Source organism: Chitinophagales bacterium (assembly GCA_041392475.1).
In the GTDB taxonomy this organism is placed as follows: domain Bacteria; phylum Bacteroidota; class Bacteroidia; order Chitinophagales; family UBA2359; genus JAUHXA01.
Genome location: JAWKLZ010000001.1, coordinates 3583238 through 3604961, shown reverse-complemented (window position 1 = coordinate 3604961; position 21724 = coordinate 3583238). Strand labels below are relative to the sequence as shown.

At 39.6% G+C, this 21724-nt stretch carries 21 protein-coding genes; 14 read left to right on the top strand and 7 right to left on the bottom strand.

Translation table 11 applies throughout. From position 1 onward, the window contains the following. The first annotated feature begins 423 nt into the window (after nucleotides 1-423). Entirely contained in the window at nucleotides 424-2244 is a 1821-nt protein-coding gene (locus tag R3E32_13525; protein MEZ4885748.1) for an acyl-CoA dehydrogenase family protein, read from the top strand. A 139-nt stretch (nucleotides 2245-2383) separates the two neighbouring features. Here R3E32_13525 and R3E32_13520 read toward each other — a convergent pair whose 3' ends face one another. Continuing rightward, nucleotides 2384-3976: a hypothetical protein gene (locus tag R3E32_13520; GenBank protein MEZ4885747.1), complete on the bottom strand. Its 1593-nt coding sequence runs from the start codon at nucleotides 3974-3976 to the stop codon at nucleotides 2384-2386. Nucleotides 3977-4204: 228 nt separating this feature from the next. Beyond that, the gene (tgt, locus tag R3E32_13515) at nucleotides 4205-5335 is read right to left on the bottom strand and encodes a tRNA guanosine(34) transglycosylase Tgt (GenBank protein ID MEZ4885746.1); all 1131 of its coding nucleotides are present in this window, start codon (nucleotides 5333-5335) and stop codon (nucleotides 4205-4207) included. 101 nt (nucleotides 5336-5436) lie between these two features. Between tgt and R3E32_13510 the strand changes: the two genes are divergently transcribed. The 3 genes from R3E32_13510 to R3E32_13500 all read left to right on the top strand — a co-directional run bounded on the left by R3E32_13510 (nucleotide 5437) and on the right by R3E32_13500 (nucleotide 6402). Continuing rightward, a complete protein-coding gene (locus tag R3E32_13510; protein ID MEZ4885745.1) occupies nucleotides 5437-5811 on the top strand; it encodes a VOC family protein in 375 nt (124 codons plus the stop codon). A gap of 82 nt (nucleotides 5812-5893) precedes the next feature. Beyond that, complete coding sequence (locus R3E32_13505) at nucleotides 5894-6046, top strand: hypothetical protein (GenBank protein MEZ4885744.1); 153 nt, start codon at nucleotides 5894-5896, stop codon at nucleotides 6044-6046. After that, nucleotides 6043-6402 (top strand): hypothetical protein, encoded by a 360-nt coding sequence (locus R3E32_13500; protein MEZ4885743.1) that lies wholly within the window; start codon nucleotides 6043-6045, stop codon nucleotides 6400-6402. The genes R3E32_13505 and R3E32_13500 overlap by 4 nt, the downstream gene beginning before the upstream one ends. A gap of 54 nt (nucleotides 6403-6456) precedes the next feature. Here the strand turns inward: R3E32_13500 and R3E32_13495 are convergent, their stop codons facing one another. Next, a complete protein-coding gene (locus R3E32_13495; GenBank protein ID MEZ4885742.1) occupies nucleotides 6457-6738 on the bottom strand; it encodes a hypothetical protein in 282 nt (93 codons plus the stop codon). 61 nt (nucleotides 6739-6799) lie between these two features. On the opposite strand from R3E32_13495, the gene R3E32_13490 reads away from it, so the two are divergent. The 8 genes from R3E32_13490 to R3E32_13455 all read left to right on the top strand — a co-directional run bounded on the left by R3E32_13490 (nucleotide 6800) and on the right by R3E32_13455 (nucleotide 15715). Further along, a complete protein-coding gene (locus tag R3E32_13490) occupies nucleotides 6800-6985 on the top strand; it encodes a hypothetical protein (protein MEZ4885741.1) in 186 nt (61 codons plus the stop codon). Nucleotides 6986-7193: 208 nt separating this feature from the next. After that, complete coding sequence (locus R3E32_13485) at nucleotides 7194-9182, top strand: biotin carboxylase N-terminal domain-containing protein (GenBank protein MEZ4885740.1); 1989 nt, start codon at nucleotides 7194-7196, stop codon at nucleotides 9180-9182. A 552-nt stretch (nucleotides 9183-9734) separates the two neighbouring features. Further along, complete coding sequence (locus tag R3E32_13480) at nucleotides 9735-10553, top strand: enoyl-CoA hydratase-related protein (GenBank protein MEZ4885739.1); 819 nt, start codon at nucleotides 9735-9737, stop codon at nucleotides 10551-10553. Between the two features lie 264 nt (nucleotides 10554-10817). Next, complete coding sequence (locus R3E32_13475; protein MEZ4885738.1) at nucleotides 10818-11207, top strand: GxxExxY protein; 390 nt, start codon at nucleotides 10818-10820, stop codon at nucleotides 11205-11207. 128 nt (nucleotides 11208-11335) lie between these two features. Beyond that, entirely contained in the window at nucleotides 11336-12193 is an 858-nt protein-coding gene (locus R3E32_13470) for a 3-keto-5-aminohexanoate cleavage protein (protein MEZ4885737.1), read from the top strand. Between the two features lie 141 nt (nucleotides 12194-12334). Then, a complete protein-coding gene (locus R3E32_13465) occupies nucleotides 12335-12760 on the top strand; it encodes a PaaI family thioesterase (GenBank protein ID MEZ4885736.1) in 426 nt (141 codons plus the stop codon). A 112-nt stretch (nucleotides 12761-12872) separates the two neighbouring features. After that, nucleotides 12873-13682 (top strand): SDR family oxidoreductase, encoded by an 810-nt coding sequence (locus R3E32_13460; protein ID MEZ4885735.1) that lies wholly within the window; start codon nucleotides 12873-12875, stop codon nucleotides 13680-13682. 470 nt (nucleotides 13683-14152) lie between these two features. Next, complete coding sequence (locus tag R3E32_13455) at nucleotides 14153-15715, top strand: acyl-CoA dehydrogenase family protein (protein ID MEZ4885734.1); 1563 nt, start codon at nucleotides 14153-14155, stop codon at nucleotides 15713-15715. A 241-nt stretch (nucleotides 15716-15956) separates the two neighbouring features. Here R3E32_13455 and R3E32_13450 read toward each other — a convergent pair whose 3' ends face one another. Both R3E32_13450 and R3E32_13445 read right to left on the bottom strand, forming a co-directional pair. After that, nucleotides 15957-16316, bottom strand: a complete 360-nt coding sequence (locus tag R3E32_13450; GenBank protein MEZ4885733.1) for a hypothetical protein — start codon at nucleotides 16314-16316, stop codon at nucleotides 15957-15959. Between the two features lie 257 nt (nucleotides 16317-16573). Further along, nucleotides 16574-17182 (bottom strand): hypothetical protein, encoded by a 609-nt coding sequence (locus tag R3E32_13445; protein ID MEZ4885732.1) that lies wholly within the window; start codon nucleotides 17180-17182, stop codon nucleotides 16574-16576. A gap of 721 nt (nucleotides 17183-17903) precedes the next feature. Here R3E32_13445 and R3E32_13440 point away from each other — a divergent pair. Beyond that, complete coding sequence (locus R3E32_13440; protein ID MEZ4885731.1) at nucleotides 17904-19412, top strand: hypothetical protein; 1509 nt, start codon at nucleotides 17904-17906, stop codon at nucleotides 19410-19412. A 73-nt stretch (nucleotides 19413-19485) separates the two neighbouring features. On the opposite strand, the gene R3E32_13435 is transcribed toward R3E32_13440, so the two are convergent. Further along, nucleotides 19486-19626: a hypothetical protein gene (locus tag R3E32_13435; protein ID MEZ4885730.1), complete on the bottom strand. Its 141-nt coding sequence runs from the start codon at nucleotides 19624-19626 to the stop codon at nucleotides 19486-19488. Between the two features lie 358 nt (nucleotides 19627-19984). Between R3E32_13435 and R3E32_13430 the strand changes: the two genes are divergently transcribed. After that, nucleotides 19985-20803 (top strand): hypothetical protein, encoded by an 819-nt coding sequence (locus R3E32_13430; protein ID MEZ4885729.1) that lies wholly within the window; start codon nucleotides 19985-19987, stop codon nucleotides 20801-20803. Nucleotides 20804-20813: 10 nt separating this feature from the next. Here the strand turns inward: R3E32_13430 and R3E32_13425 are convergent, their stop codons facing one another. Continuing rightward, nucleotides 20814-21617, bottom strand: coding sequence for a TIR domain-containing protein (locus tag R3E32_13425; GenBank protein MEZ4885728.1), 804 nt, complete (start codon nucleotides 21615-21617; stop codon nucleotides 20814-20816). Between the last annotated feature and the right edge of the window lie 107 nt (nucleotides 21618-21724).

The following is a 21724-nucleotide window of genomic DNA, read 5'->3' as shown; positions in this document are numbered from 1 at the left end:
AGAAGTAAATGTTTGGTTATAAGCAAATTGCATTTTTAATGCAATTTTACTTAATTTCTTTGTTGTCAATGATTTAAAATCTTTTCTCTTTAATCTTTCGTCCAAAGTTTACTCTAGCGGACTTGCTATAACCACAACATGCCCCGATTTTACATAAAATGGTTCTTCATTAAAATATTTTTACCGAACGTTTGTTTGAAAAAATGTTTTTGGTGTTATCTAAACATTTTACTATCTAAGTAATTCATTTTTAATTTTTTAAAAAATTTATAGAATGTTTTTGAAACTGCAAAACAGGTCGAGATGTGCCGTGTAGAAGACTATTGCAGCTTATATGCCTACCAAACATTTGATAGATTCAAAAAAATATGGTAACTTGCTCTTGTATTCATTTCTTTTCACTCCAAAAAATAAACCATCAGCATGGAAGTGCTACAAGCAACAAAGCAAGTATTGAAGGGCGGACAATTTCTGGTAAAAGAATCTGTTGCCCACGAAACATTTACCCCCGAAGACTTCAATGAAGACCAATTGATGTTTGCAGATATGGCAAAAGAATTTGTCGAAAAACGGGTGTTGCCCAACACGGCTGCAATTGACAAACAGGTAGAAGGATTAGTACCGCAACTGCTCGAAGAAGCGGGTGAATTGGGGATTTTAGGGGCTGCAATTCCCGAAGAGTACGGTGGTATTGAAGCAGAATTGAATACCGAGGTTATTTTGACAGATATATTGGGTGCTGCCAATTCGTTTAGTGTGGCAGTTTCTGCACATACAGGTATTGGTACATTGCCAGTATTGTACTTTGGTACAGAAGCTCAGAAACAAAAGTATTTACCTGGTTTGGCAAGCGGCAAAATCAAAGCAGCTTATTGCCTCACCGAGCCAGGTTCGGGTTCCGATGCATTGGCTGCCCGCACCAAAGCTACGCTGACCGAAGATGGCCAACACTACATTTTGGAAGGGCAAAAAATGTGGATTACCAATGCAGGTTTTGCAGACTTGTTCACTGTATTTGCCAAAATTGACGGCAAACATTTCACAGGTTTTTTGGTGGAAGCAGGTTCTGAAAACCTCCGATTGGGAGCAGAGGAAGACAAATTGGGCATCAAAGGTTCTTCGACTCGACAAGTATTTTTGGAAGGGGTGAAAGTACCTGTCGAAAATGTCTTGGGCGAGATTGGAGAAGGACACAAAATTGCCTTCAATGTGTTGAATATCGGTCGTTACAAATTGAGTGTTGCCGTCAATGGTGGTGCTAAAAATGTGACTTCGATTTCGGTCAAATATGCCAATGAACGCTCACAGTTTGGTACAGCAATCGCTAATTTTGGAGCAATCAAGCACAAATTGGCAGAACAGGCGATCAAGTGTTTTGTGACCGATTCGGCAAACTACCGCACCTCCAATTTGATGCAGGAGATGATTGAAGATTTGGTGGCGAACAAAGGTGTGGACAAAGTTCAGGCAAAATTGTTGGCTGCTGAAGAATATGCGATTGAATGTGCGCTGTTGAAGGTTTTGGGTTCTGAAACTTTGGATTATTGTGCGGATGAATGTGTGCAAATTCATGGAGGCAATGGTTTTTCGGAGGAATATCCTGCTGCAAAGGCGTATAGAGATTCTCGCATCAACCGCATTTTTGAAGGTACGAATGAAATCAACCGCTTGTTGATAGTGGGCCAATTGATGAAACGAGCTATGAATGGTTCGGTTGATTTGTGGTCGGCTGCAATGAAGGTGCAAAAAGAACTGATGTCTGCGCCAACTGCGAACAACAACAACGACAATGTGAATGGAAATGGTGAAGTGGGAATTTTGGAGGCGGAGAAAACTGCGATTCGCAATGCCAAAAAAGCGGTGTTGATGACTTTGGGAGCTGCTGCTCAAAAATTGATGAAAAAACTGACCGATGAACAGGAGATTGTTATGAATATTTCGGACATGATGATTGACCTTTTTGCGGCAGAATCTGCTTTGCTTCGAGTGGAGAAAATGGTTGGAGTGAAGGGTAAGGAGGCTTGTGTTGAACAAATTGCAATGGCTCAGGTATTTGCCTATGATGCAATGGAGCGTATTCAAAGCAATGGTAAACGAGCTATTTGTGGTTTTGCAGCAGGGGAAGAACTGAAAATGATGTTGATAGGGCTAAAACGTTTGACCAAACTCACACCTTTCAATACGATTGCAGCACGTCGTACAATTGCTGATAAAATGATTGAAGCGAATGGGTATTGTTTTTAGACATAAGACGTGAGACGAAAGACATGAGATTTAATAAATTGGAAGGAGAGCAGAAGAAATATCTGCTCTTCTTTTATTTTAGGAGACATCGGAAGTCTTAAAGACTTCCGATGTCTTGTGGGCGAAAAACTTTGATACTTCAATCAAAGGTCAATATCCCCACTTTTGCTCTTCGACCCCATTCACCACAGACCACCATCTGGTCAAGCGACATTTGTTCGCAAGCCTTTGGACGGGTGATGATGCGCTCATCCCGATTGCTGAATAGGAGTGAGCGTTTCAGATTGCCATCAGCTGATAAGGTTGCCAGAGTCACCACCGATTTTTTGCCATTGAAGGAATAGGTATTTCTAGCATCGGGGAACAAATTTTTGGGATTGTCATTGTAAATCAGATGGATATTGTTGCCTTTGAGCATATAGGAGTAGGAAGAAAAATGTCCGCCATCATTTGAAGTCACTTGGTATTTTGGCACTTTTGTCGCCCATTCGATTTCGCCCGTAGGTGTGATGTTGACCACAATGATGTCGTTGTAGTAGTAATAATAGTCCACACGTACATTATTACCGAATCCATTGTTGAAGCCAGATCCGGGGCGAGAAATCCTTTCATCAATATAGAACTGTTCTGCCATCAGGATTGCTCCACCATCGTTTCTCAAAATCATGTTGTCCAAGTCAAAACGGTACAAACCCTTACCTTTTTCGGCTTTTTTGTCCGACATGAATTCGGCTAAAAATTGCGTTTCAAATGCCTTTGTAGTTTGAAGTGCTACCTCGGTTGTTTGAGGGTTGATTTTTTGGTAGAAAGTACCACTAATTCGAAAAGTAGTTTGTGGAGAATAAAAACCAGAACAAACGATTTCACCTGTATTCGATACTTTGAAGGTCATATCAGTAATGAACTCTTCACCTAAACCCATTTTGTATTCTTTGGTATTGTTGCCCTTGTCGGTATAGGCCCAAATTGAATATTCATAGTTGGGCTTGCCGCCACGTTTTTTGACCGCACGTCCTTCATAGACCACTGCAAGTAGGTAAAAATTACCCTTGCTATCCACTTCATATCCTTCAATGTCAAACAAATCATCTCTATAAGGTACTTTCATGTCTTTTCGCCAAAGTAGGTTCATATCTTGGTCAAATACCTGTGCGCCAAACTGATCTTGTTCTTTGCTTCTATAAGCTGCCAAATCTACAATGGCCAACTGCTTGCGATTGAAGGACAATTTGTAATCAAATTCACCCGAATTTACCCGACTTCTACCTTTGGCGTAAGCCACTGCTTCAGGTTTGCCTTTTGCAGCCAATGTGCGTTTATCCACTTCTTGCATATACAATACATTGGTCTTTTCGGAACGGTCATAATTGGAGGTAAAGAGCAGTAGGCGGTTGTTGAAGTGAATCACAAATTCAAATTCCATACGCATATTGTCGTATTTGTTGGAAATCTCTCGGTTGGATTTATAATTTCCTTGTTTGTCATAGGCTTCAATGAGGTATTCAGGTGCGTTTTGGAGCATGGCCAATCCGCCCATAGGTTTTTGATAGCGAAGTACATACACCTGTTCTTCATCTATTCCGATGACTTCATCAATAAAAGAGCCAGATCGTTCTTTGTGTTGATTGCCCCAAGTGACTTCCACATTGTCGGCAATGTTTTGAGCGGTAATGGAACTAAAAGAAAAGGAGAGGAGGCATAAGGAAAGGAATAAAACAAAATTCTTGTTCATATGATAGACTGTATTTTTGAAGTTTTTAAGCAATGGCGGTTTCAATCGCCCATGTATCAATACAAGAAGTCTTCTTAAAGAACTCTTGTATGTAACTTAACTGTCAGAAAAGAAAGTTTGTTTTGGAACGGAAAACAGAATGGTCAGCAATTTGGCATTATTGAAGCATTGTGGTGGTTTTTTCTATTGATATTGAACAAGAGCCACACTGCCTCCAAAGACTATGCTCTAAATCTTCCTCACCAACTTCTTCACCATCACCTCTTTCCAATCGTAAAATTCTCCTGCAATGATTTTTTCCCTTGCCGTATTCACCAACCAAAGGTAAAAACTCAAATTGTGTAAAGTTGCAATTTGTGCTCCCAGCATTTCCTTTGATTTGAACAAATGTCGAAGATAAGCCTTACTGTGTGTGCGACTTGTATAAGAAAGACTGTTTTCGTCAATCGGGCTGAAATCCGTTTCCCATTTCAGGTTTTTGATGTGAATGACTCCTTCGGCTGTAAACAACATTCCATGTCGAGCATTTCGAGTCGGCATCACACAATCAAACATATCAATTCCCAAAGCGATGGATTCCAGTAAATTAGCTGGTGTGCCTACACCCATCAAATAACGGGGTTTGTCTGTTGGCAAAATATTGCAGACCACCTCCGTCATCGCATACATATCCTCATGCGGCTCACCGACCGACAATCCTCCAATCGCATTTGCCTTCCGCTCAAAACTGGCAATTTTTTCCGCAGATTGTATCCTAAGGTCTTTATAAACACTTCCTTGCACAATCGGCATCAGCGTCTGTTCATAGCCATACAAAGGTTCGGTATTGTCAAAATGCTCGCAACAGCGTTTGAGCCAACGGTGCGTCAAATGAATCGAATTTTTGGCGTATTTGTACTCACAAGGATAGGGCGTACATTCGTCAAAAGCCATGATAAAATCCCCGCCAATTTTTCGCTGAATGTCCATCACATTTTCGGGCGTAAACAAGTGGTAACTCCCGTCAATATGCGACTGAAAACGCACCCCTTCCTCCGTAATTTTTCGCCTTGCCGCCAAAGAATACACCTGATAACCACCGCTATCCGTCAAAATCGGACGGTTCCAATTCATAAACTTGTGCAGTCCACCTGCTTGCTGCAATACCTCCAATCCTGGACGCAAATACAAATGATAGGTATTGCCGAGAATAATCTGGGCGTGAATTTGCTCTTCGAGCTCTTTTTGGTGTACCGTTTTGACCGTGCCAACCGTTCCTACGGGCATAAAAATCGGTGTTTCTATCTTGCCGTGATCGGTCGTGATGATACCTGCTCTTGCTTTGGATTGTGGGTCGGTGGTGGTAAGTTCAAATTGCATAAAGTGTTCAAAATTTTTCAAAGCGCAAGTTAGGAAACTTTTATAAGTTCATTTTTGATACAAGACCATTTTGCTTAACTTGCTGGGCAAAATTTTACAACATGAATCTACAAGTACAAATTGGGCATATTGAGTTTTTTGTAAAAAATCCATTGGCATCCAAAGAGTTTTACTGCAATGTTTTGCGCTTTGAAGAGATGGTAATACAAGCAGGAAATTTTGTGTGGTTGAAGAAAGACCATTTGGAAATACTTTTAAGACCTCAAACGAGTGGAAGCACTTCAATAGCAAGTACAGACAGTTATGAAAAATCCAAAATAGGGTTGGTGCTTTATACCGATGACTTGCAGAAAACTGCAAAAGAATTGGAGTTGAGAGGTTTAAACTTTAAAGGAACGATCGATTCTGACAAGTGCTTAACTTTTACCGATTTGGATGGCAATTGGTTTCAGTTGGTGAATCCGAATGACCATTGATGGAATGGAAATTAGAATACATAAAAATTAATATGTATTTTTATAATTGAATTTCCTTCAACAAAACTCTATCAACACAATAATGAACAACCTATTCCAACAAATCTTAAACCTCTGCAACAACAAAACCCAACACACCAAAGACAGAAAAGAACTGCTTCGACCTTTGGAAAGGCAGCTTTACAACGACCTAATGGAACATCCCAACAACCTGTTAGGCGATGCCTCTCTTTGACTTTGGCAAAAAGTACGGATGCCATTGGCAGACGAGTTGCCTACATCCTTCTTAGAATTATAAATGACCTCCCTTATCAAATCAACGAAGAATATGCCGAAGCCTATATCAAAGCAGAACGAAAAGAACGCAACCAACAATTGTATCAATATGTTTGGGATATTTTAGCTCTTTTGGAGGGCGACAAAACGAAAATACGAGCCAGTTTTCGGGCAGAGGCATTGAGATTGTTGGCAGATTTGGTGGAGTTTTACAAAGAGGAAGGCTTGGAAACAAAATTGAAGCCCTATCTCGCTAAAAAAGGCACGGATGAACGATTTTTTACATTGGAGGTGCTGGAGAATATGAAGAGATAATGGTAACAGAGCTTGCCCCGAGACCTCGGGGAATTTGGGTTTTTGGAGGAATTTTTATTGGAGAGTAAGCATTTTACACAATTCCTCCACAGGCAGTTCGTCTTCCCATAAATTCACTAAACCCTCTAAATCTTTTTCTTGTACAGCATAATTTTGAAGTTGAATAGGTTTGTTGAAGTCAGGGAAGTTTTGAAAACTTGGAAAGATTTGCTTCTTGGAGGAAGTAGATTGTTCTACAGACCACTCTGTTATTAACATTTGCTTGATTTCTTGTGGCAGTTGTCTTGCCAATTTTAGGATTTCGTGAGTTGAAAATTCTATGCTGATGTTGTTCATAAGAGATGATTCGATTGTTTCTTAAAAATTGGTTCAGAATTCAAAATTGGAGTAAACGACATTGGAGGATTTGGTTGTAGAATTGAAAAAGAAAGGAATCTCTCAAAAGGCTTTTGCTGATAGTATTGGCATGAGTTCAAGGCATTTATCTTTGGTCAAAAAAGCCGAGAGCGACAATCGTTTTTACCACGAACTGGGAGCAGCCAAATTGGCTTGTATTTATGTGTTGGAGCGATTAAAAGCATGAAATAGAGAAACTTTGACAACGATTGGAGACCTTGCCAGAAGTTGAACGGGCATCACTCAACTGTTGCCAAAATTGGAAATTGTTGGCAAAGTTTCATTGAATAAAATAATTAGTCAATATCGCCTAATTTTCCCTATATTTGTGGTCAATATTGAAAAATAAAAACCTCTGTGCCTCCGAGCCTCTGTGTTCAATAAAACAAACAAAAATGCGACCTATCAACACCATTCTCATTGCCAACCGTGGAGAAATTGCTTCCAGAGTGATTCACACTTGCCGCAAAATGGGCATCAAAAGCGTTGCCGTATTTTCGGAGGCAGACCGCAATGCACCCTTTGTCGCTCAGGCAGATGTAGCAGTTTTTATTGGTGAAAGCAGCCCTGCAAAATCTTACCTCGACCAAAACAAAATCCTTCAAACAGCCAAAAAAACAGGCGCAAATGCCATTCACCCAGGTTATGGTTTTCTGTCCGAAAATGTAGGTTTTGCGGAGAAATGCGCCGAAGAAGGCATTATTTTTATTGGCCCTCACCCTGCCGCTATCGCTGCAATGGGTTCTAAGTCACAAGCCAAAACATTGATGCAAAAACACGGTGTTCCCATCGTGCCAGGTTATCAGGGAGCAGACCAAAGCCTCGAAACATTGACCAAGGCAGCCATCGAAATCGGTTTTCCCGTTTTACTCAAAGCAACCGCAGGAGGTGGCGGAAAAGGAATGCGAATAGTCCACAAAGCATCCGAGATTGAAGGAGCAATTGAAGCTGCCAAACGAGAGTCCCAAAATGCTTTTGGCGACGATGAGTTGATTGTCGAAAAATACGTGGCTTCGGGGCGACACATTGAATTTCAAATCTTTGGCGACCAACACGGCAATGCGATTCACTTATTGGAGCGAGAATGTACCATTCAAAGACGCTACCAAAAAGTGATTGAAGAAAGCCCTTCTCCTATCATGGACGAGGATTTGCGGAAGCGTATGGGAGAAGCGGCGGTCAAGGCTGCAAAAGTATTGCAGTACGACAATGCAGGAACGGTCGAGTTCATTTTTGACGATACCACACAAGACTTTTATTTCTTGGAAGTCAATACCCGCCTTCAAGTAGAACATCCTGTTACCGAAGAAATTACGGGATTGGATTTGGTGCAAATGCAAATCCAATCCGCACAAGGTTTGCCGCTTGCTGTCCGTCAAGAGGAAGTCAAAGGGCGAGGTTATGCCATTGAAGTGCGCCTATATGCCGAAGACGCAGGCAACGATTTTTTACCCGTCACAGGCACGATTCAACGTTTTGAAGCCCCCAAAGTGGAGGGTTTGCGAATCGAAACAGCGATACAAGACGGCTCCAAAATTTCGATTTTTTACGACCCCATGATTGCCAAACTCATTGTGTGGGACAATAGTCGTGCGGCAGCCCACCGAAAAATGCAATACGTTTTGCGGAATTTGGTCTGTATGGGTATGACTACTAACCAAGATTTTCTGCTACAATTGTTGGAGAACAGTGATTTTCAAATAGGAAAATATGATACACATTTCATCCAAAACAAAATTGACCTTTCTGCAACGTCATTAAAAAGCCAAACCGACTATGATTTTGCTGCAATGACTGCTTGTGTAAGTGCATGGCTGCAAAGGGATAAATCGAGAACCCTACTGCGGTCTGTTCCTTCTGGTTGGCGCAACAACTTCAATGATTATCAACAAGAAACGTATTTGATTGGTGAGAAGGAATGGAAAGTGAAATACCGCTATCAAAAGGATATTTTTCAGTTTTTTGTGAGCGAAAACACTTATTCACTTCAATTGATTGAAGGAAACGACAAAGGGCTTCGATTGGAGATTGACGGACTGCAATATGCTTTTAGTGTGGTACAAAATGGCAATGACTTTTTTGTGCATAATGAGCAAATCGGCAACGTTCATTTGGTTGAAAAAGAGCGTTTTCCTGCAAAGGTGGTCGAGAAGGCGAAGGGCGGTTATGAGGCTCCAATGCCTTCGCAGATTGTGAAGATTTTGGTGGCGGAAGGGCAGTCGGTGAAGAGTGGAGAAGGTTTGGTGATTTTGTCTTCGATGAAAATGGAAAACACGATTGAAGCGGTGGAAGATGGTGTGGTTGAGGAGATTTATGTGACGGAAGGGGTGAGTGTGGAGGCTGGATTTTTGCTGTTGAAGTTAAGAGACACAGAAGGAGATTGAACACAGAGGCACGGAAACACGGAGATTTTTTGAGTTTGCTTGGATTAGAATTGAACTGAGAGAGGCTTTTTGTTGAAGTAAAACTTTATCAATGTTCTAAGGCTTGATAATAATTGAATCGAAAAACTGAACATAGAGACATTGGCGAATTTTGAGGAGTAGTTTGGAAATAAAAAATTTAAATATTTGTATTTTACTAAAAAAAACTCTGTGCCTCTGTGTTCAATTTCACATCAATACAAGTAAAAAAACTCTGTGTCTCTGTACCTCTGTGTTCAATTTTACATCAATACAAGTAAAAAAACTCTGTGTCTCTGTACCTCTGTGTTCAATTTTACATCAATACAAGTAAAAAAACTCTGTGTCTCCGTACCTCTGTGTTCAATTTCACATCAATACAAGTAAAAACTCTGTGTCTCCGTACCTCTGTGTTCAATTTCACATCAATACAAGTAAAAAAACTCTGTGTCTCCGTACCTCTGTGTTCAATTTTACATCAATACAAGTAAAAAAACTCTGTGCCTCTGTGTTCAGTAAAAAAATAAAAAAAACATGAATTTATATACAAAAGAACAAACTCAAAATATTCATTCACAGACTTTTGCTTTTATTGAAGTGGCAGAAGCCGACCATGTTTTGACCTTGACCCTCAATCGGGCAAGCAAAAAAAATGCTTTGCATCCGCAGATGGTCAATGAAATTGCCTATGCTTTACATTATGCTCATTTTGAGAAGAGTGTGTGGGTAGTGGTGATGGCTGCAAAGGGAAATGTGTTTTGTGCGGGGGCAGATTTGAAGGCGATGGCGGGTTTTGTAGAGCCGAATGATTCGACGATTCCAAAGCCTAAGGGTGAGTTGTTGATTGGTGAATTGTTCAATAAGGTGTATAAACCGACAATTGCGAAGGTGACGGGAGATGTATATGCTGGTGGTTTCTTTTTCTTGGCGGGCTGCAATATTGTGGTGGCGCAAGATGATGTGAAGTTTGGACTGCCTGAGGTGAAACGGGGTTTGTATCCTTTTCAGGTGATGGCGGCTTTGCTGAAGGTGATGCCTGCTCGAAAGGTGGTGGATTGGTGTATTCGGGGCTATAATTTGCCTGTTGTGGAGGCGGAACGTTATGGTTTGGTGAGTCAGGTGGTGAAAGCGGAGGATGTGGATGCTGCTGTTGAAGCAGTTGTGGAGGAATTGAAGCAGAATAGTCCTTCGGCGATTCGATTGGGCTTAGAGGCTTATGACCATATTCAACCGAGTGCGGCGGAACATAAATATTTGAATATGATGCTGCAACAGACGATTCGGACGAAGGATGGGCAAGAGGGATTGAGGGCTTTTCGGGAGAAGCGAAAGGCGGAGTGGACTGGGGAATGAACACGGAGGCACAGAGACACGGAGTTTTTTGGGGGGAATGAACACGGAGGCACAGAGACACGGAGTTTTTTGGGGGGAATGAACACGGAGGCACAGAGACACGGAGTTTTTTTGGGGGGGATGAACACAGAGGCACAGAGACACGGAGTTTTTTTGGGGGGATGAACAGGGAGGCACGAAGACACAGAGATTTTGAGGGGAATGAATCTCGGAATGGGAGATTTTCTTTATATTGTGATATTTAAGATTTTAAAATATACTCAAATGGACAGAGATGACTATAACTACTTATCGGGAAAAATTATTGAAGCAGCTATAGAGGTTCATCGTGAATTGGGAGCGGGATTGTTGGAATCTGTTTATGAACATTGTTTGGTTTCAGAATTGCGAGATAGAGGATTTAAAGTATTGAGTCAAGTGAAACTACCTGTTTACTACAAAGGAAAGAAACTGAATAAAGAGTTTTTCATAGATATTTTGGTGGAAGATGCCATAATTGTTGAATTGAAGTGTGTAGAAGCGTTATCCGCAGTTCACGAAGTACAATTGCTCACATATTTAAAGTTGGCAGACAAAAAGTTAGGTTTATTGCTAAACTTCAATGTGGCAGTAATGAAAGAAGGTATCAAAAGAAAGGTCAACGGATATTTATAAAAAAAGGCTCTGTGCCTCCGTGCCACTGTGTTGAATCAAAAACAAAAAACGCTCTGTGCCTCCGTGCCACTGTGTTCAATCAAAAACAAAAAAAGGCTCTGTGCCTCTGTGTTCAATCAAGTAAACCAATGAAGAAATTAATACTTTCCGCTGCCCTCACTGGCGCAGCAACGACACGAAAACAATGCCCCTATATTCCCTACACTCCAAAGGAATTGGGTGAAGAAGCAAAGCGTGCAGCAGATGCAGGGGCAAGCATTGTACACATACACGCACGAGAAGACAATGGCATGCCGAGTTGGCGTTTGGAGGTATTTCAAGAAATTCAATATGAAGTGCGGAAACGCTGCCCGAACCTGATTATCAACTATTCAACAGGCGCAATCGGTATTTCGAAGGAAGAACGCATGAACCACATTCCGCACACCAAACCCGATATGGCGGCCTTCAATATGGGGTCGATGAACTATGCGATTTACTCCAAAAAGGCGAAGAAATTTTACCTCAATGGGGTATTTGAAAACTCCTTTGATACGATGCAGTATGTCGTCAAAGTGATGAACGAAGCAGGGACAACACCCGAAATGGAGTGCTTCGATACAGGTCATATCCGCAATGCAGAAGTATTGAGAGACATGGGTTTGATTCCTGACAATGCCTGTTACAGCTTGGTCATGGGCGTATTGGGAGGGATTCCTGCAACGCCCGAAAACTTGATGCACCAAATCAAACAAGTTCCCGATGGAGCGTTTTGGCAGGTGATTGCGATTAGCCGCAAACAGTGGCAAATGGCGGCAATAGCTTGTACGATGAATGGTAATTTTAGAGTGGGGTTGGAGGACAATTTTTATTTGCCGAATGGCGAAATGGCGAAATCCAATGGCGAATGTGCAGAATGGGGCGTGAAATTGGCTCGAATGATGGGGCGTGAAGTGGCAACGATTGAAGAAACGAGAGAGATGTTGAATATCCCTCTAAGGGATTAGCAAAACTTTGCCAATGGAACATACCGAAGAAGTCAGTACAATTTCCAATTTTGGCAAGAGTTGAAGCGGATACTATAAAGAACTAACTGTTGGCAAGGTCTGCAACCGTTGCCAAAGTTTCAAACATTAAGAATTACCAAAATGACTCCAAGTCTTGAACAGGTAAAGTACATAGTAGAAAAAATGATTCCCTTACACAAATTTCTAGGAGTTGAAGTACTGGAAATTGAAAAAGGTTATGTCAAAATGCGTATTCCTTTTCGAGAGGAGGTTTTGGGAAATTTTGTGCATCGACATTGGCATGGAGGAATGTTGTCGGCAATGTTGGATTCGGCGGGTGGAATGGTAGCAGGCAGTTGTTACCCAGATGTTTTTGACCGAATTTCGACGATTGACATTCGAGTGGATTACCTCCGACCTGCAAAAGATACCGCTATCATTGCAGAAGGAAAGGCTCTGAGAATTGGCTCTCGAACGGTGGTGACGACCATGCAAATTCGGCAAGAAGGTGGTGAAGAAGTATTGGCGGAAGGACGCGGGGTTTTTCATATTGGACAAAAGAAGTGAGCGAAAACTTTGCCAACAATTTCCAATTTTGGCAATAGTTAAAGCGGATATTTATGAATGACAAACTGTTGGCAAGGTCTGCAACCGTTGCCAAAGTTTTAAAATAAAAAAAATGTTTCAAAACGATTTATTCAAAGACAAAATAGCCCTTGTAACGGGAGGACGCAGTGGCATCGGTTATGCAATTGCAAAAATGATGCTGCAATTGGGCGCAAAAGTGACGATATGTTCCCGCAAAGAGGGCGCATTGAAGAAGTCGGCGGAGGAATTGCAGGCGTTTGGGGAATGTGACTTCAAGGCTTGCGATATTCGACAGGAGGAGGACATCAAAGCCCTTGCAGCACACATCAAAGAGCAGCATGGACGATTGGATATTTTGGTGAACAATGCAGGGGGACAGTTTCCTGCTTTGGCAGAATACATCAACAATAAGGGCTGGAATGCGGTGATTAACAACAATTTGAACGGCACATTTTTTATGACCCGTCAAATGGCTACTTCCTTTTTCATTCCTCAAAAAAAGGGCAACATCATCAACATTACCGCCAATGTGTTGCGGGGTTTTCCAGGGATGGCGCATACAGGAGCTGCAAGGGCTGGAGTCGAGAATTTGACCAAAACGCTTGCCGTTGAATGGAGTGAATACAACATCCGTATCAATTGTGTGGCTCCTGGCACGATTGAGTCTTCGGGTTTGGCGACCTATCCCAAACCTGTTCAAGATATGTTTGAAGAAGCTCGTGAAGCTGTGCCTTTGAAGCGTTTCGGAACGGTGGAAGATGTGGCGAATACGGTTTGTTTTTTGGCAAGTCCTTTGGCGAGTTACATCACTGGGATTTGTTTGTATGTGGATGGGGCGCAACATTTGAATTCGGATGTGATGGGATTGCCGAAGGTGTTTAAGAAGATGATGGGGAAGTAGGGATTGGTATTGGCGAAAACTTTGCCAACACTTGAAAAGTTTGGCAACAGTTGAAGCGGACTTCAATACAATCAAGCCGTTCTAATGTTGCCGAATCTTTCAGATGTCAGCAAATTATCACTCACTTTTTGAGGATTAATCTAATTGTACCATTTTGGGATTGAAACACACTGTACTAATCGTACCATACTGGAATTGAAACCAATCAGAATTGAAGAAAAATAGTTTTGGAAGCTAAAGAATTTAACTCAACATATTGAAAATCAATAAAAAAATAAACTTTTTGAAGTTTTTATTTTTAATCGACTATTTTGGAATTGAAACAGTACAGCTTAATTGATGTAATACCTTTTAATCGCATCCTCTTGAAATGCAAAACAACAAATAGCGAAAAACTCGCCAACACTCGATAGAGTTTGGTGACGTTTGAACAGAAGAAACACATAGAAAACATAAACACAGCAAAAAATATGAGCAATTATTATTTTACCGAAGAACATGAACTATTCAGACAGAGCTTTCGGGCTTTTTTGGAGAAAGAAGCCGTTCCACACATCAATGAGTGGGAAGAAAACAGACGAATCCCAAGAGATATTTGGAAGAAAATGGGGGAAATGGGCTTTTTAGGTTTGTCTTATCCAGAGGAATATGGCGGAATGGGATTGGATTTTTTCTACGATGTGGTCTTCAATGAAGAATTGGGACGCACCAATTCGGGTGGTTTTGCGATTACCCAACAGGTGACGCAGTATATGTCTGGGCCTTACGTTTTGAAGTATGGTTCGGAGGAATTGAAGCAAAAATATTTGCCAGGCATCATCAGTGGCGATTTGATTTGTTCGATTGGAATTACCGAGCCAGGAGCAGGTTCGGATGCTGCAAACATTCAAACGAGAGCTGTCAAAAATGGCGATCATTATGTGGTGAATGGCTCTAAGACTTTTATTACCAATGGGGTGTATGGTGATTTCATTGTGACGGTGGTGAAAACCAACCCAGAATTGGGTTCGGCTGGCGTGAGTTTGTTGGTCATTGATAGAAATACGGAAGGAGTTTCTGCTCGCAAATTGAAGAAATTGGGTTGGCACGCTTCGGACACTGCGGAGTTGAGCTTTGACAATGTGAAAGTACCAGCCATGAATTTGATTGGGGAAGAAGGCAAGGGTTTTTACTATTTGATGAACGGCTTGCAATTGGAGCGTTTGTGTGCCGTGCCTGCGGGCGTTTCTGCAATGGAATGGGCAATTGATCAAGCCCTTCAATACATGTCAGAACGGGAGGCTTTTGGCAGACCAATTAACAAATTTCAGGTTTTGCGGCATAGAATCGCACAGATGGCGAGTGAGGTGGAGGCATTGAAGGCTTTTACTTACCATTGCTGCAAAATGTATGGCGATGGCATTTATGATGTCAAATTGTGTTCGATGGCGAAACTGTTGGCGACTGAATTGCACGAAAAAGTGGCAACTCAATGCCTGCAAATGTATGGGGGCTATGGCTTTATGGAGGAATACCCAATGGCGAGAATGTATCGGGATGTTCGTGTTGGTACGATTGGGGGTGGTTCGTCGGAGATTATGCGAGAGATTATTGCCAAGATTGTGATTGATGGACATGGCTATCAAAAAGCAAGCGTCAAGAATGAAAATCAAAATAAAAAAATAGCTGCAGATGGCACTGCAAAACCCAAAGCTGCTGCAAATGCAAATCCTTCAAACGGTTCTGTAAATGGTGCATTGAAGGTGGAGGATATTCTTCCTGCTATTCAAGCGCAAGCTGCAAAAGCGGAACCTTTGGGCAATACTTTGAAGTTTGACTTTGGTGGAGAGCAATTGTTCATTGACGGAACGGGGGCGCAGAATGTGGTTTCGGCAAGTGATGGCGAGGCGGATTGTTCGGTGAAATTGTCTTTGGTCGATTTCGTTGCTTTGACCAAAGGAGAGCTGAATCCTATGAGTGCGGTGATGAGTGGTCAGGTTCGCATTGAAGGGGATATGATGGTGGCGATGAAATTGCAGGAACTATTTGTGTAATATTAGCATGGATGAAATAATTTTCACTCTCACTTTACTTGGAATGAGAGTGAAAATTTTTCTTAATTAAAAAATGAAAATATATTCAAACAATCATCTTTCTCATAAAAATAACTACATTTCCATACATCCCACCACCTTTCAATATCTGACATACTCCATGCGACACAATTGTATTTATCCGTTTCTGCGCTTGTAATAATGAAGGGTGATTCATAAGAATTGGGAAAGTATTTTGATGTTAGAGTAGGTTGTTTCTTTTTCCCCATTGCATCCAATCTTTAGTCATTAATTGAAGGTTGCCCTTACTGCTTTCTTGTATTGGGTTTTCTTTGGTCAAATGCTTCAAGGCATAAAACCAGTGTTTAGGTTTTTTTTCCAATTCCTTCAAAATGAATGGAATTGCAGTGTTTCCCATTTTCAGAATAGCTTGATAACTCTCTGTTTGGACAATATCTTTGGTGAATGAAAAGAACTTGCTTTCCTCTTTCCACTTTTGAGCCAAGAGTTGAAACTTCAATTCTGCAAAAAAAGAATCATCTATTTTGACTTCAACAGGTATTTCAATAAGAATGTGATTTTTGCTTTTTGTAACTTGCATGTAAAGGTATTTTTGAGAACACACCAAAAATAACAATTTTATTCAAAACTTTCTAGTAAAAACAAAGCATCCATTGTCACACATTTATCTACTTGCATATAACTGTATGGATTGTGATGCCGTAGGTCGTAATAATGGTATTGAATAAGGTTTTTTTGGTTTTAGAGAGTTGTTGAAACCTTGCCCTTCACTGCCTCAATTTGTCTGCATCTTCTTTGGTTAGTGTTAATTCAGATTTGTAAAACTTTAACACTTCATCACCCTTTTTTCTTTTCCCAAAATTTATAGGGAAACAATGGCTCATAATCCAATTTGATTCTTTTCAGGGTAAGTTGGGGCATTTCTATTTTTTCTTCCCTATAAGTTCGTTCTTGTTTTTTGATATGGGAAATATGTGGGAGTTTCCTTGAAGCATTGGAAAAAGGGATTTGTTGCAGCTGCATAAAGAAAGGAGGATTGTTTGTAGGAGTAGTTTCTTGCCATGTTTTTAAAATTTTGAAAATCAAAAAATTGCGTACTCCTCCTATCATGATTCGGTTTTCATAAGAGATAACCCCTAAGTTTTTCTTGTACTGTGCATTTTCAACAAAGTTGATAATGAGATAGTCTCCTCCTCCCATCACCTTATAATTACAATCCTCTTTATAAACTTGGGTTTTGATATAATAAGTTCCTTCTTGGGTCCATTCAAAGGTAGGCTCGTATAATTGCCATACTGCTTTTTCATAAGGCTCATTAGGAGGGTTTTCGTTTTTTAGTTTCCAAACACCTACATACGGTGGAGGAGGTTTGGGAATTGTATTTAAGATAAGTACAGTGAGAATCAATAGCAGCATATCCACTGCAAAGCATAGTAGTTCTAGCATGGGCTGATAATTTTGGTGGTTAATTAGGCTAATTTATTGGATAGATGGATTTAGGTAATGTAATCCATTTAGACTTTGGACGAAAGAAGTAGGAAGTAAGATGCAAGATATAAAAAGTTGATAATCAAAATTTTAACTCATTGACATGATTGGGTGCAAATAATTGGTTATTAATCAATTAAGCTCTTATTTCTTACTTCTTGCATCTTTGCTCCTTCGTCCAAAGTCCAAAATCCATGCAAAGTACCAATTAGCAGGTAGGGCTGATTGCTACTTCAATGTATGGTATAGCCAGAATATGGTCGTTGTAATTGTTATCTTTGGTAAAACAGAAGCGGTTTCCTTTTAGGGGAAACCGCTTTATTAGTTTTGATTTTATTTTCAACTAGAATTGAATAAATTGTTAAATTACCAACAGGTTTTTCATATTTAGTTCTCTGATAGCGTTATTATTTTCTTATGTATAATTAGGCACTTCTTCCTATTTTGGGATAAGTAACATTCAGCATTTACTTTTTGATTCTACTGGCAATTTACTGGGTTTCGGTGTGAATTGCAACAAGACTTTTTCCCTAAAATAGCTTTGAAATCGGCAATATATTTTCACTTTTTTAGGACTTAAAAAAAGTATTTCGCTGATAATGAGACTATAAAAGAAAGTTGAATAAAGCCCAAAAACATTTTTGATTTTTTTTCTAAGCTCAAAAACCAATTTTAGCGTATGCCCACATTGACAAAACAATCTCAGACTTTTAGAATTTTGCGAAGCTTTGAGGAGAAAGAATGGCAAGATTTTAAGGATTATTTCAAATCGCCTTTTTTTTTCAAGCCTAGAGGCAAAGAAGCAGTATTGCCTGATGTATTGGATGCTTTGTATGAATACTATATGGTTTTCGCCAAAAAAGATGCCAATGGAGAGGTGCTGAATCCCAACGATAACTATTTGTGGGAAAAACTGCGCCAAGATGGTGGGGCAGACCCAAGAATTATTAACAACTGGCTGTCTAATTTAGACAGGCACTTAGATATTTTTTTTAGGTATCAATGGATGAAGGAAGATAATTCTTTGGAGAAAGGGATATGGACTTTAAAGTATTTGCACAGAAGAGGCTTAGAAGATGAGTTTACTCATAAGTATTATGTCAATAAATTAAAAAAGTTTGAAAATAAGTTTCACGCAGCTAAAGAAAAATCTTCCTCTCATTGGTACCATCGGTTTATTTTGGAAATGGAAAAAAGCGTGGTTTTTAAACTGGAAGATAATTTCAAGAGAGGCGAATATATAAAAGAGGGTTTGAAGCATTTGGAGTTTTTCTATCTACACGAAAAATTGAAGTACATAGGACTTTTTATAGATAGAAGCAAGATTGTAGATGCAAACATAGAAGATTTGAATTTGCCTGCTTTTTTGCCTTACTTAGAACATTTGAAGCCTCTTATATGGAATGAGTCCCCTCTTTTTAGGCTTTATTACTACCTACTAATGGGACTGACCGAAGATGACGGAAATGTTCATTATGAACAACTGCAAAAAGAATTTTTTGAGGTTGCTTTGAAGATTCCTCTTCATGAACGCAATAACATTCGAGAGCTTATCTTCAATTTTTTGATTAGACAAATCAATTTGGGAAAATCCGAATACAAAAGGATTCTATACACGTTTTATGTTGAATTGTTGAAACGAGACTTTCTCCTCGTACAAGGGAAATTGGGGTATGCGATTTATCGAAATGTTGTAGCGATCGCACTTGACATTGGAGAATGGGACTGGACAAAGGAATTTATAGAAAAATACGAAAAAAAATTAACTCCTTTTCATCGTGCAGAAGATATATATGCTTATTGTCAAGCCTTACTGTATGTTTACCGTAAAGAACCTGACTATGCAACTGCAATTAGTTGGCTCAATAAAATGACTTCAAAGTTTATTTTCTTTGAAATTTGGCGAAGAACATTGCTCATCATTTGTTACTATGACACACAAGAGTCACTTACTTTGCCTGTAGAGGCTGAAATTAACAATTTTAAAGAGTATCTCCGTAACAAAGAATTGAAGGAGAGAATACTTCCGTATCAAAATTTTGCAAGATTTATTAGTCGTATTTTGAAGACTGCTACTTTTAATAAGAACAAAGGAAAATACATTCGTTTGAAGAAGGAAATTGAAGAAGCAAAGTGGATTGTTCACCGAGAATGGTTGTTGAAGAAGCTGGAAGAAAGGGGCATATAATAAAACAAAAGGCAGAAAACGAGCATATTATTTCGTTTATCTGCCTTTTCAATTACCATACATTATAAAAATGCTATAGATTCACGTGTTCAGGAGATACCTCGGATGCTGCACTTCCATCCGTTCCGCCTTTTACAGCATTCGGATTAGTGATAACATATTGACTAAATTCACCAAAAACACCATTACTTGCAATAGAAGTTACGTTAGACATGATAGTTAATATTTTAAATTATGAAAAAATAAAATGAAGTAATACCAGCTCGTGTGTAATTACATTGCAAATTTAAGGTGCTTTAATTCAATGGTTTACAGACTTTTTACTTAGTATTTACATACTAATCCATCGTTTTGTGGAGTTTTGCAGAGTTGCAATAACAAATAATAAGCAATTTGTTATTGGTAGAATTATTTGGCAACCCTAAAATTTTTATGTTGTTGGGAAAGTATTGATGTCGTTTGTATGGAAAATGGAGATTGGCGATTGTGGTTTTGCAAGATTTTGCCCATCTTTTCATTGTATTTCCATAGTTTTTCCATAGTTTTTCCATAGTTTTTCAAAAGGCAAGTCAATGAAAGTTGAAGCAAAAAAGATAGAGCAGTTGTTAACCAAAGTGACTCAACAAACAGGCAAATCGCTGAATCATGCTGATTTTAAAGAATTAACTGAAGAAATAAACGCTGCAATAGACGAAGGGCGGTTGAAAGGAGTAATGATAGGAGAGAGATACATCTACGACAATATGTATAGACCTCTCAATAAGATGGAAGAAAATGAGTTTTTGGCCCTCAGCAAAAATTATTTAGACACCATCGCTCGACATGCAGGCTATCAAGATTTTAGGACTTTTGAGAATTTGGCAGTGCCTAAATCAGAGTCGCACGATGAAATATTACAGCGCTGTGGAGGCACATGGAAAAGCTATGTGAGAACAAATTCGGGTAGGTCAGAATTGCTGGCTGCACCCCTGCACATTTTTCAAGAAAATGGGAATACAGTTATTGAGATGAAAGGAGAACACAACATTGTGTATCGCTCAGAACTGACCTTGCGAGGAGGCTGTTTGCGGTGTTTGCTAGATGGAAGGGAAAAAGACGATAGGCAGATTTATATGGTCATGCGCTTAGCAAGTGCTTCAAAACCAAAGGTATTATTGGGAATTTTTGCAGGAATGTCAAATGGTGGAGCGCCGATAGGTGGGAGAGAGGTTTGGATTCGGGAAGAGGAAGGAAAACGCTTTGAAGATTTGAGCCATCAAGTTTTGGATATGGAAGAAAATGAGGAAGAAATACACAAGAACATTTTGCGCTACTTTGACAAAAAAGAAAAAAATTGCTGGAAAAGTACACTTCCCAGCAGTTTTGATGTTCGGGATTTGAAGAATGAGTAGCTTCAGGTGATTAGATAATATTTCGCCGCATGAGTGAATCATAAATCACCGAAGAACTTGGCGAAAATTCAGCTTGCTTTGAAGTTGTAATGGTAGAGAAGAACTTCTCCATAGTCATTTTCAAAAAATAATTTTGATCAAGTAGTTGAAATATATTTGCATGAACTCGATGTATCTCAAAGAGAGAGTCGTTAGAAATCAATTCATTCTGTTGATACGAAATCGAATAATCTGCATCTTTTCTACTTATTTCCTTTGAAGATGTAATAATGTTGTGAGAAGACACATACAAGCCCGTCTTCGTACGTATCCAATTCTTTGAATCTTCGATAGGCTGAAAAGCATCACTTTTTATAATAGATTGATCTCCAAAGATAAATTTTAAAATTTGTTTACCAATAGCTTCAAAATTGTGATACTCAGTAATCGCAAATCTATCTGCGAATAATGGGAAATAGTACAAAAATTCTTCGTAATTCATTTCGTACAAAATGGGAATGATTCTCCTTTGATGAAGCGTCTCCTTTGCAAAGAAACCGCCTACTTCAGCATAAAACCATTTACTGTCAATGGTATTTCTGCTAAATACAGCAATACAATACTTTGATTGTCGAATGGCTTTATTAATGTCGTAGAGTAGCCAACTTGGATATTTGCCTCTGAGTTTTTCGCCAGAGTACCACGGTTGTATGTTGAGTTGAGAAACCAGCATCTCGTATAAATCTTTTACGAAGATTCTGTCTTTTACAGAAAAAGAAATAAAAACATCATAGAGAGAGGAAAGGGACGGCAGAGGGTCGTCTGAGTCAGTCATTTTGGGTAGAAATATTTATATGAAAAAATATAGAAATTTAACGATAAATAATTTTTGAGATTGATAAGTATTTTACTTTTTGAAGCACAATTATTATAACTGTATTT